Annotated in this window: 9 protein-coding genes and 1 pseudogene; 5 read left to right on the top strand and 5 right to left on the bottom strand. The window is 65.5% G+C overall.

Going from position 1 to position 10914, the window contains the following annotated elements; genetic code table 11:
- Nucleotides 1-85: 85 nt before the first annotated feature.
- Nucleotides 86-997 (bottom strand): LysR family transcriptional regulator, encoded by a 912-nt coding sequence (locus PMI42_RS11695; protein ID WP_008133996.1) that lies wholly within the window; start codon nt 995-997, stop codon nt 86-88.
- Nucleotides 998-1114: 117 nt separating this feature from the next.
- Here PMI42_RS11695 and PMI42_RS11700 point away from each other — a divergent pair, with 117 nt between their 5' ends.
- A complete protein-coding gene (locus tag PMI42_RS11700) occupies nt 1115-2122 on the top strand; it encodes an aldo/keto reductase (protein WP_008133997.1) in 1008 nt (335 codons plus the stop codon).
- A 9-nt stretch (nt 2123-2131) separates the two neighbouring features.
- Here the strand turns inward: PMI42_RS11700 and PMI42_RS11705 are convergent, their stop codons facing one another.
- The gene (locus PMI42_RS11705; RefSeq protein ID WP_008133999.1) at nt 2132-2935 is read right to left on the bottom strand and encodes a HesA/MoeB/ThiF family protein; all 804 of its coding nucleotides are present in this window, start codon (nt 2933-2935) and stop codon (nt 2132-2134) included.
- A gap of 227 nt (nt 2936-3162) precedes the next feature.
- Between PMI42_RS11705 and PMI42_RS11710 the strand changes: the two genes are divergently transcribed.
- Nucleotides 3163-4521, top strand: a complete 1359-nt coding sequence (locus tag PMI42_RS11710) for a serine protease (RefSeq protein ID WP_008134000.1) — start codon at nt 3163-3165, stop codon at nt 4519-4521.
- A gap of 88 nt (nt 4522-4609) precedes the next feature.
- Here the strand turns inward: PMI42_RS11710 and PMI42_RS11715 are convergent, their stop codons facing one another.
- Both PMI42_RS11715 and ggt read right to left on the bottom strand, forming a co-directional pair.
- Nucleotides 4610-5659, bottom strand: a complete 1050-nt coding sequence (locus PMI42_RS11715; RefSeq protein WP_240535228.1) for a sensor histidine kinase — start codon at nt 5657-5659, stop codon at nt 4610-4612.
- A 236-nt stretch (nt 5660-5895) separates the two neighbouring features.
- Nucleotides 5896-7575 (bottom strand): gamma-glutamyltransferase, encoded by a 1680-nt coding sequence (gene ggt, locus PMI42_RS11720; protein WP_008134002.1) that lies wholly within the window; start codon nt 7573-7575, stop codon nt 5896-5898.
- A gap of 243 nt (nt 7576-7818) precedes the next feature.
- Between ggt and PMI42_RS11725 the strand changes: the two genes are divergently transcribed.
- A complete protein-coding gene (locus PMI42_RS11725; RefSeq protein WP_008134005.1) occupies nt 7819-8556 on the top strand; it encodes a nucleotide-binding protein in 738 nt (245 codons plus the stop codon).
- Nucleotides 8557-8894: 338 nt separating this feature from the next.
- Here the strand turns inward: PMI42_RS11725 and mutM are convergent, their stop codons facing one another.
- Nucleotides 8895-9776, bottom strand: a complete 882-nt coding sequence (gene mutM / locus PMI42_RS11730) for a bifunctional DNA-formamidopyrimidine glycosylase/DNA-(apurinic or apyrimidinic site) lyase (protein WP_008134006.1) — start codon at nt 9774-9776, stop codon at nt 8895-8897.
- Nucleotides 9777-9856: 80 nt separating this feature from the next.
- Here mutM and ubiE point away from each other — a divergent pair, with 80 nt between their 5' ends.
- Together ubiE and PMI42_RS11740 are read left to right on the top strand one after the other, a co-directional pair.
- Nucleotides 9857-10618: a bifunctional demethylmenaquinone methyltransferase/2-methoxy-6-polyprenyl-1,4-benzoquinol methylase UbiE gene (ubiE, locus tag PMI42_RS11735; protein ID WP_008134008.1), complete on the top strand. Its 762-nt coding sequence runs from the start codon at nt 9857-9859 to the stop codon at nt 10616-10618.
- Nucleotides 10615-10914: pseudogene (locus PMI42_RS11740) on the top strand (ubiquinone biosynthesis protein UbiB); the annotation flags it as partial. The gene ubiE and the pseudogene PMI42_RS11740, both read left to right, overlap by 4 nt.

Here is a 10914-nt window from a genome sequence, read left to right on the forward strand (position 1 = left end):
GTCTCGAAGGATGGCCGCGGGTAAGAGATGGGCCTGCATGGTTCGAGACGGCGCTTCGCGCCTCCTCACCATGAGGGTCTACGGTCTACGGTCTGCGCGTTTCGCGTTTGCGCCAGTCGGCGACGAAATCGATGAAGGCGCGCAGCGCGGGCGGCGTCTGGCGCCGGCTCGGATAATACAGGAACGGGCCGGGAAACGGCTCGCACCAGTCTTCCATCAAGCTGACCAGCGCGCCGGATTTCACGGCATCACCGACATAACCGTCGAGCGTCGCCCAGATGCCGACGCCGTCGCGTGCGGCGCGCATCGCCAGGCCCATATTGGTCGAGATCAGTTTTGCCGGCGGATCGACCTTCACGATCTGGCCGGCCTTCTCGAATTCCAGATCGTGCATGACCCCGCTCGAATAGCGCGCGCGAATGCAATCATGATCGAGCAGGTCCTTCGGATGCTTCGGCCTGCCGCGGCGCGCGATGTACGCAGGCGATGCGACGACGACGTAACTCTGCGGCCCGCTCAGCGGAACCGCCACCATGTCCTGCGCGAGATGCTCGCCATAGCGCACACCGGCATCGTAGCCACCGCTGACGATGTCGACGAAACCACTCTCGGAGACGATGTCGAGATCGACCTGCGGATGCGCGCCGAGGAAGGGGCCGACCATCGGCGCCAGCACCAGATCGACCGCCGGCGGCGGCGCGTTGATGCGCAGGCGGCCGGAGGCGACCTCGCGCAGGCCCCGGACCTGATCCAGGGCATCGCCGACGTCGCGGAGCGCCGGGGCCACCCGTGACAACAGAAGCTCGCCCGCCTCGGTCAGGGCGACGCTGCGGGTGGTGCGGTTCATCAGGCGGACCCCGAGACGCTCCTCGAGGTCCCGCAGCCGCTGGCTAAGGCTCGATACGGACACGCGAATTTCGACCGCAGCGCGGCGGAAATTGCGGGTGCGGGCGACCGCCACGAAGACGTCGAGATCGCGCAGATCAGGATCAGCCATTGTCCGCCAATGTGAACAAGCTATTCCCGATTGTCCAGCTTATCGGCGCAATCGACCGGGCGCATATCTGGCCCCGTCACGCGGCGCAATCAGCCGTCTTCATCAAGGAGAGCCATCATGGAACAGCGCAAACTCGGTTCAACCGGCCCGGACGTCTCAGCCCTCGGCCTCGGCTGCATGGGCATGTCGGAGGTCTATGGCCCGGCCGATCGCGGCGAGGCCATCGCCACGGTCCATGCCGCGCTCGATGCCGGCATCACGCTCATCGACACCGGCGATTTCTACGCCATGGGTCACAACGAGCTGCTGGTGCGGGAGGCCTTGAAGGGTGTGCCGCGCGACAAGGTGCAGATCAGCGTCAAGTACGGCGCACTGCGCGGGCCCGCCGGCGAATTCGCCGGCATGGACACACGGCCGGCCGCGACCAGAAACTTCCTCGCCTACTCGCTCCAGCGCCTCGGCACCGACTACATCGACGTCTACCGCCCTGCACGTCTCGATCCCAACGTTCCCATCGAGGAGACGATCGGCGGCCTCGCCGATCTCGTGAAGGCCGGCTACATCAGGCATATCGGCCTGTCCGAGGTCGGCTCCGACACGATTCGCCGCGCGCATGCGGTGCATCCGATCGCCGATCTCCAGATCGAATATTCCCTGATCGAGCGTGGCATCGAGCGCGATATTTTGCGGACCTGCCGCGAGCTCGGCATCGCCATCACCGCTTACGGCGTGCTCGCGCGCGGCCTGATCAGCGGCCACTGGTCGAAGGATTCAGGCAAGACCGGCCGCGATTACCGGCTGATGACGCCGCGCTTCCAGGGCGCGAATCTCGATGCCAATCTCGCGCTGGTGGAATCCCTCCGCGCGATCGCCGGCGAGATCGGGGCAACGCCGGCGCAGGTCGCCATCGCCTGGGTGGCGGCGCAAGGCCAGGAGATCGTGCCGCTGGTCGGCGCGCGAACGCGCAATCGCCTCAGCGAAGCGCTCGGTGCAACGAAGGTGACGCTGACGCCGGCTCATCTTGCGGCACTGGCCAAGGCGTTTCCGCCCAACGTCGCCGCCGGCACGCGCTACGCCGCCGAGCAGATGGCGCATCTCGACAGCGAGAAGCCGGCCACGGCGTAACGGCCGCGATCAGGTGCGATGGGCGCTGAGGTCGGTGACCACGGGACCATCGCCATTGAGCGGATTGGCGGGATCGCGCCCGTAGCGCAGCGTCTCGAAGCGCATCGCGCGCGCATCGATCATCAGGAGGCGGCCGACCAGGCCGTCGCCGAAGCCGACGATCTCGCGGATCGCCTCCAGCGCCATCATCGAGCCGAGCACGCCCGCGAGCGCGCCCATGACGCCGGCCTCGGCGCAGGCCGGCACCGTGCCCGGCGGCGGCGCTTCCGGAAACAGGCAGCGATAGGTCGGGTTGAAAACGCCGTCGGCGTTTTTCTCGTGCGCGCGGATGGTGGTGAGCGAGCCGTCGAACGTGCCGAGCGCCGCCGTGATCAACGGCCGCTTCGCGAAGAAGCAGGCGTCGGACACCAGATAGCGCGTCGAGAAATTGTCGGAACCGTCGAGCACGAGATCGTAATCGCCGATCAGCGAGAGCGCGTTGTCGGCGTTGAGCCAGGTGGCGTGGCCGACGAAGCGGACATGCGGATTGATCGCGGCGATCCGCTCGGCCGCGCTTTCGACCTTGTGCCGGCCGATATCGGGCGTCGTATGGATCACCTGGCGCTGGAGGTTGGACAGCGACACCACGTCGTCATCGACCACGCCGAGCGTGCCGATGCCGGCCGCGGCCAGATACATCAAGGCGGGCGCGCCGAGTCCGCCGGCGCCGATCACCAGCGCGGAAGCCCGTTTCAGCGCCGCCTGGCCGGGACCACCGACATCGCGCAGCACGATATGGCGGGCATAGCGTTCGAGTTCGTCCGGGCTCAGCATAGTCGTACGTTCCTCTCAACCCTCATGGTGAGGAGGCGCGAAGCGCCGTCTCGAACCATGCAGGCCCCCGCTGCGACAGTTCGGCCTCCATCCTTCGAGACGCCGCTTCGCGGCTCCTCAGGATGAGGGTCTGACCCTTATCGCAGACCTGAACCACCCCAATAGTGTTCGCGACCAACGAGATGTGCTTCAATGGCACTGCGTTCAATGGGCTGGCTGGATTTGTCATGAGATCGATGCTTGCGGCAACACTGATGTTTGCTTCCGCCACGGCTGCGAACGCCCAGATGACGACGTCGCCAGTCCCCGGCACCAAGCCGAAGCCGGTCCAGACCGTGCCGATCAAGCCGCCCGCATTGCAGACGCCGTCGGAGACGGCGGACGGCATGACACAGGGAGAGCGACTGGCGCTCCAGTCCGACCTCGCCTGGGTCGGCCAGTATAACGGCGCCATCACCGGCGACGTCTCTACGCGCATGGTCGAGGCCATCAAGGAATATCAGAAGCTGAAGGGCGGCAAGCCGACCGGCGTGCTCAATCCGCAGGAGCGCGCCGCGCTGGCCGAGACCGCGCGGCGCAAGCAGGACAGCGTCGGCTGGAAGATCGTCACGGAGATGACCAGCGGCGCACGGCTCGGCATCCCCGGCAAGCTGGTGCCAAATCAGGCGACCGACGCCAACGGCTCGAAATGGACCTCGCCGACCGGAACCGTGCAGGTGCTGCTCAGCCGCCGCAAGGAGGCCAACCCGACCACGGCAAAACTTGCGGACGCCGAGAAGAAGGAGCCGAACCGCAAGGTCGACTACACCGTGGTGAAGCCGGATTTCTTCGTGCTTTCAGGATTGCAGGGCCTGAAGAAATTCTACGTTCGCGGCACCTTCAAGGGCGACGAGGTCCGCATCATGACGATCCTCTACGACCAGGCGACCGAGAACACGGTCGAGCCGGTCGTGATCGCGATGTCGAGCGCGTTCAATGCATTTCCGGCCGGACCGCAGGCCGGGCCGGCGCCGCGCAAGACTGTCGAATACGGCACCGGCATCGTCGTCAGCGACGACGGCGCGATCCTCGCCGATCGCCTCGTCACCGATGGCTGTCTTGCGATCACGATCGCCGGATACGGCAGCGCCGACCGTCTCGCCGAGGACAAGGAGCATGATCTTGCGCTGCTGCACATCTACGGCGCGCGCGGATTGAAGCCGCTCAGCCTCGTCGGCGGCGCAGGCAAGACGGGTGTCGATGTCGTCGGTATTGCCGATCCGCAGAGCCAGGGCGGCGCGGCGGGCGTGTCGAGCGTCAGGGGCGCGCTCGCGCCGGTGACATCAAGCGATTCGGCGCTGTCGCCGGCGCCGGCGGTTGGATTTTCAGGTGGCCCCGCGATCGACGGCGACGGCAAGTTCGCCGGCGTCGCGCTGTTGAAGCCGGCGCTGGTCGCAGGACCCGCGACAGCGGTGCCGGCGTCACAGGCCGTGATGGTGTCAGCGGAAACGGTGCGTGATTTTTTGAAAGCGAACGGCGTTGCGGCGAGTGGCGCGTCGACCGATGCAAGAGCCGCTGTCGTCCGCGTGATCTGCGTGCGGAAGTAATTCAGACCACGCCCGCGCTTCCTCTCCTGTCTCGGCGCGTGCAGCAAAAAAATGTCGCGCCGCCGCACCATGCAGCTTCCGCTCCGGCTCACGCGCCTTTGGCGTTTGCCAGATTTTCGAGCGGGGCAGTCAGTTGGCAAACCAGACCGGTCGAGTCATAGGAAACGTCGACGGGACCTCCAAAATCGTCTTCCAGCACCCGGGAGATGAGGCGTGAACCAAAGCCGACGCGGGAGGGCTTCGACGCCATTGGCCCGCCGAATTCCTGCCAGACGAAAACGAACTTTGGCTTTCCGTCCTGATCGCCTGCCGTCCAGGTGATCGACACGCGGCCGCTCGCCACGGTCAGCGCGCCATACTTCAACGCGTTGGTCGCGAGCTCGTGGATCGCAAGGGACAGGCCGAGCGCCTGCCGGGACTTGACGACGAGTGGCGGACCCGAGACCGTGAAGCGGCCTTCGCCTGTCCGATAGGGCATGAGAGCGGTGTCGACCACATCCCGAAGGGGCGCGGCAGCCCAATTTGCGGCGGTCAACAGGTCATGCGCGCGGCCGAACGCGCCAAGTCGCGCCTGGTACTTTTCGAGATCGGCTCTGCTGGACGGCTCGCGAAATGTCTGGGCAGCGACCGCGCTCAGGACCGCAAGCGTGTTCTTGACGCGGTGCTTCAGCTCCTCATTGATGAGGCCCAGCGCTTCCCTTGCCGTATGCTCGGACGTGACATCTCTGCAGACGACAAGCACGCCGCCCACCTTGTCTTCGAGGTCAATCGGACCATAGCTATACGTCCACCAAACGTCCTCGCGACGACCATGACGCGTCACCGGCACAAGCTGGTCCTCGTTCCAGGTCGCACCCTGGCCCGACATGACGTACTCGATCTGCGGACCAATGATGTCCCAGATCTCGGCCCAGCACTCGCGGCCCCGTGCTCCCAGGGCGCTCGGGTGCCGCTCAGGCCCCATCGTCTCCCTGTATGCATCGTTGTAGAACTGGACGAGGTCTGGCCCCCACCAGATGAACATCGGGTGGCGCGAGGTCAGAACGAGCCGGACGGTAACGCGAAGACTTTGGGGCCAGGTTTCCGGAGAGCCTACCGACGTTTTCGACCAGTCGAACGCGCGCACCAAAGCGCCCATTTCGCCGCCCCCGGCCAGGAAATCGCTGACTCCATCTCCACCCATACGCGCAACCTTACCCGAACACCGACCGACAACCCCGTCGTCAGAGTTGCGTAGCATACAGCGCACGACTCATGTCGTCATCCGCTCGATCAGGCCGGGCATGCGACACTTGCCGGAAAACCAGCGAATGCCCTTGTCCAAAAATTGCCAACGAAGCTCAAAAACCGCCAGAGCGTCCTGGGAACACTCCACTAGCTCAGCCTGAACCGCACGCCGCTGCGCGCGAGCCCTCCGGAAATCCCAACCGGCGTGCCATCCGCGCGCCAGCAGGCGGCGCCGGTCATGGTGCCGTCGTCGTGGAAGGCGATGCCGTTCATGCCGCCGGCGACCGTCGCGACGGGCTGCACCTTGTGACCGAGCGCAGCAAGCTTCAAACGCACGGCCTCCGGCACCTTCTGCTCGACTTCGAGCGCGTTGCCCTCGGTCCAGACCCGCGGCGCCTCGACGGCTTCCTGCAAGCTCATGCCGTGGTCGATCAGATTGACCAGGGCCTGCATCGCGCTCGGGAAGATGCGCTTGCCGCCGGGCAGGCCGAGCGCATAGCACAGCTTGCCGTCACGCAGCGCCATCATCGGCGACATCGAGGTCGTGACGCGCTTGCCTGGCGCGACCGACAACGCGTGGCCCGGACGCGGATCGAACAGGTTCATGTAATTGTTGGCGATGGCGCCGAGCCCAGGGATCATGATCTTGGCGCCGAACAGATTGTTGATGGTCTGCGTGGTCGCGACCACGTTGCCGAAGCTATCCGCCGCCGTCATGTGCGTGGTGTGCGCGCTTTCGAGCTGCGTCACGCCGGCGCCCCAGGCCTGCGCGCGCGCCGGATCGATCGCGCGGCGGCGCTCCTCGGCATAGGCCTTCGAGGTCAGCTTCTCCACGGGCACGCCGACATAGTCAGGATCACCGCTGGCGGCGGCGCGGTCGGCGAAGGCGATCTTCAGGACCTCGGCGAGATAGTGGATGGTCTCCGGCGTGCCGAAGCCGAGACCACCGATGTCATAGCCTTCCAGAATGTTCAGCATCTGCGCGATATGCACGCCGGACGCCGCCGGCGGGGGCGGACCAAGGATGGTCCAGCCGCGATAATCGGCGCGGATCGGCTGCCGCTCGACGGTCCTGTAATTGGCAAGGTCATTGCGGCGGACGAAGCCGCCGGTCTTCTCCATGTAGTCGGCGAGGATGTCGCCGAGCGGTCCCTCGTAGAGCGCGGTCTCGCCGTGGTCGGCGATGGTGCGGAGCGTCTCGGCATATTCCGATTGCACCACGCGATCGCCGACCTTGAGCGGCTCGCCATCAGGCAGGAAGACGGCCGCGATCGGCTTGTCCTTGCGCATCTCGGCAGCGCTCTCGCTGATGCATTCGTGCAGATAAGGCGTCGCCGCATAGCCGCGCGCGGCGTGCTTGATCGCGGGCTGCATCACGTCGGCAAGGCTCATGGTGCCGAACCTTCGCAGCGTCTCGCACCAGGCTTTCAGCGAACCCGGCGTCGCGACGGCTTTCGCGCCGTTGAGATTCTCGTTGCCGACGGTGTCGAACACATCATGCGCCGAGCCGGGCTTCGAGGTGTAGGTGGTGTCGCGCACCGCCGCGGGTGCGGTGCTCTGGCCGTCGATGAAACGATGGCTGCCGTCGGCGAGCCGGATATGCGCCATGCCGCCGCCGATGATGCCGACCATCATCGGCTCGACCACGGTCAGCGTGAACAGGGTTGCGATCGCGGCGTCGATGGCGTTGCCGCCGGCCGCCAGCATCTCGGCGCCGGCGCTGGAGGCCAGCGGATGGTTGCTCACCACCATGCCGCGGCTCGAGACCGCCGGCATCTTCTGGCATTCAAATGTGGTCGCCGTCCGGCCGCGCCAGTTTCCGCTCATGCAATTGCCTTTCCTATTCACGGCGGCGAGCACATCACACGCACGATTACGGGTCCAGTAATGGTACGGATTAGCTGGCATTCCCGATTCTGCCATCATCGTTACCAGTTGATTCGGACATCCGCGGTCCCCTTTGGATCGGGCAGGGCACGTCCTGAGCGAGAAGAGCTCAGCATCGAGAAGCGATGCACGTTCGCGTGGCGTTATCCCGAGACCCAAGCACTCCAAAGGATTCATCTTCCAATGCACACGATCGTACTCGCCACCCAAAAGGGCGGCAGTGGCAAGAGCACCCTGGCCATTGGCCTCGCGCTGGCCGCCAAGCAGGCCGGCTTCACTGTCCGCCTGATCGAGACCGACCCGCAGGGCACCCTGTCCAACTGGGCACGCCGCCGCAACAATGACGACGTCGTCGTCGAGCCGATCTATCACGCCGCCGACATCGAGCCGCGCCTGAACATGCTCGCCGACAGCGGCCTGCAGCTCGCGATCGTCGACACCGCGGCCGGCCTGTCCGCCGCCACCACCGCGGCGATCCGCCATTCCGATCTCTGCCTGATCCCGGCCCGCCCGAGCGTCGCCGACATCGAGGCGACGGTCTCGACCCTCAGCGTCGCGCGCGCCTGGAAACGGCCCTACAGCTTCGTGCTGAACCAGACCCCGATCCGCGGCCAGCGCATCGACAACGCGGCCAACACGCTCGCCGAGGAAGCCGCGCTCGATCTCGCCGACGTGCTTGCGCGCCCGCTGATCGTGATGCGCAACGACCACCAGGACTCGCTCGGCAGCGGCCTCGCGGTCAGCGAGTTCGCGCCGAACGGCAAGTCGGCTGACGAGATCCGCGGCCTCTGGCAGTGGATCGAGACCCGGCTCGAGCTCGAGGCCACGACCAATGTCCTGATCGACCAGGTCATCTCGGCCGCGGACGGCATGCTGCACGCCGCCACCGAGCTTGCGGCCGACGAAACACTGGCGTCCTGAGCGGGGCATCGCCCAGACGACAGCCGGCCCTTCACCATCCGGAAGGGCCCCAGCGACGAAGCAATCCGGCCACCAGCCCGGCCGGATTGCTTCGCTTCGCGTTTTTTGGCGAGGGCGAGCACGCTCTCGAACAAAATCTCGAAAACAACCCTATGCACAGTAGAACCGCTCGCGACCGAGTCACCTCGGCAACGGCGCGCAGACGTTTGACTCAGCGGGTAAAACGGCTGTGCGCGAGCATTCGTAGCCCGGATGGAGCGCAGCGAAATCCGGGGCACCGCGTCCGTCGCGCGAAGGCCCCGGATTACGCTGCGCTCCATCCGGGCTACGGCGCTACGTCACTTCTGACATTTCGGACACCAGAAGGTCGACCGGCCGTTCTGGGTGAAGCGCTTCACCGTGCCGCCGCATCCTGATGTCTTGCAGGTCTCGCCTTCACGGTCATAGACCTTGAACGAATGCTGGAAATAGCCGAGCTCGCCGGAGGTCTGGCGATGGTCGCGCAGCGACGAGCCGCCGGCCTTGATGGCGTCGTTCAGCACGGTGTGGATCGCGCCAACCAGCCGCTTGGCGTGATCCGTGGGCTCGCTCTTTTTGGTCGACAGCGTCGCCGCGATCCGGCGCGGCGACAGATGCGAGCGGTGCAGGGCCTCGCAGACATAGATGTTGCCGAGCCCGGCGACCACGCGCTGGTCGAGCAGCGCCGCCTTCAGACTGGTGGTCTTGTCTTGGCAGGATCGCGCCAGCATCGCCGCATCGAATTCGTTGCCGAGCGGCTCGGGCCCGAGGTCGCGCAGCAGCGGCTCGTCCTCGAGCGCATTGCGCGCGATCACTTTCATGTAACCGAAGCGCCTGGGATCGTTGAACACGATGTCGGCGCCCGAGGACATGCGAAACAGCACGTGATCGTGCGTGGAGTCCTTGCCCTTGGGATAGTGAAACTCGCCCGGCTGCGCGTCGTTGTCCGGCTTGATGACGCGGAACGAGCCCGACATGCCCAGATGCATCAACAGCACGTCGCCGGAGGCGAGATCGGCCATGAGATATTTTGCACGGCGGCCGAGCCCCGTGACGACCTGGCCCTGGAGCCGGGCGACGAAATCCGGCTGGAACGGAAAACGCAGGTCGGGCCGGCGGGCCTCCGCAACGAGGATTTTCGCACCCTCCATGACCGGCTGAAGGCCGCGGCGGACGGTCTCGACTTCGGGCAATTCAGGCATGGTCAGGCATTCACCTTATGAGGGCGGTGTGATAGCGCCATTGCGGCGGCCGCGCTATGGTCCGCCAGTGGAGTAGAGTAATGGATCGGCCGGGCGAAACCACGCATTTTGGCTTCAAAGACGTTCCCCTGGGGGACAAGCAGACGCTGGTGAACGATGTGTTTCACAGCGTGGCGTCGCGCTATGACTTGATGAACGATTTGATGTCCGGTGGCCTGCACCGGGTCTGGAAGGACATCATGATCAACGCCCTCAATCCGCCCAGGGGCGACAGTCCGTTCGCGTTGCTCGACGTTGCCGGCGGCACCGGCGACATTTCGTTCCGGGCTGCAAAAGCGGCAGGCCCGGGCTTCCATGCCACGGTCTGCGACATCAATTCCGGGATGCTGGAGGTCGGGCGCGAACGCGCCGCAAAACGACATCTCGAAACCCAGGTCGATTTCGTCGAAGGCAATGCCGAGGCGCTCGCCTTCGCCGATCGCAGCTTTGACGCATATACGATCGCTTTCGGCATTCGCAACGTGCCGCGGATCGACCTTGCGCTGCGCGAGGCCTATCGCGTGCTCAAGCCCGGCAGCCGGTTCCTGTGCCTGGAATTCTCGACGGTCGAGATGCCCGGCCTCGACAAGCTCTATGATCTGTTCTCGTTCAAGGTGATCCCGCCGCTCGGCCGCATGGTCACGGGCGATGCCGAATCCTATCAGTATCTGGTCGAATCGATCCGCAAGTTTCCAAAGCCGAACGCCTTCGCCGACATGATCCGTGACGCCGGCTTTTCCCGCGTGAATTTTCAGACACTGACCGGCGGCATCGTCGCATTGCATTCGGGCTGGCGTTTGTGATTTCTGCCATCACCCACATATCGCGCCTGATCCGCGCCGCGCTGGTGTTTGCGCGCGAAGGCGTGTTCGGCGCCGTCGATCCGAGCCTGGTGCCGCCGCCGGGACAACTTGCGCTGAAGCTTGCGCGCATCATCGAACGCCGCGGCGTCAAGCAGGGACCGCGGATCTCGCGCGCGCTGACGCGGATGGGCCCGGCCTATCTCAAGCTCGGGCAATTCCTGGCAACGCGCCCCGACGTCGTCGGCTTCAGCATGGCGCGCGACCTCGAAAGCCTGCAGGACCGGCTGGCGCCGTTT

The organism is Bradyrhizobium sp. YR681 (assembly GCF_000282615.1).
Taxonomy (GTDB): domain Bacteria; phylum Pseudomonadota; class Alphaproteobacteria; order Rhizobiales; family Xanthobacteraceae; genus Bradyrhizobium.

Coding starts and splice junctions, on each gene's coding strand:
- PMI42_RS11695 (WP_008133996.1), bottom strand. CDS start 997: ATGGCTGATCCTGATCTGCGCGATCTCGACGTCTTCGTGGCGGTCGCC.
- PMI42_RS11700 (WP_008133997.1), top strand. CDS start 1,115: ATGGAACAGCGCAAACTCGGTTCAACCGGCCCGGACGTCTCAGCCCTC.
- PMI42_RS11705 (WP_008133999.1), bottom strand. CDS start 2,935: ATGCTGAGCCCGGACGAACTCGAACGCTATGCCCGCCATATCGTGCTG.
- PMI42_RS11710 (WP_008134000.1), top strand. CDS start 3,163: ATGAGATCGATGCTTGCGGCAACACTGATGTTTGCTTCCGCCACGGCT.
- PMI42_RS11715 (WP_240535228.1), bottom strand. CDS start 5,659: ATGGGCGCTTTGGTGCGCGCGTTCGACTGGTCGAAAACGTCGGTAGGC.
- ggt (WP_008134002.1), bottom strand. CDS start 7,575: ATGAGCGGAAACTGGCGCGGCCGGACGGCGACCACATTTGAATGCCAG.
- PMI42_RS11725 (WP_008134005.1), top strand. CDS start 7,819: ATGCACACGATCGTACTCGCCACCCAAAAGGGCGGCAGTGGCAAGAGC.
- mutM (WP_008134006.1), bottom strand. CDS start 9,776: ATGCCTGAATTGCCCGAAGTCGAGACCGTCCGCCGCGGCCTTCAGCCG.
- ubiE (WP_008134008.1), top strand. CDS start 9,857: ATGGATCGGCCGGGCGAAACCACGCATTTTGGCTTCAAAGACGTTCCC.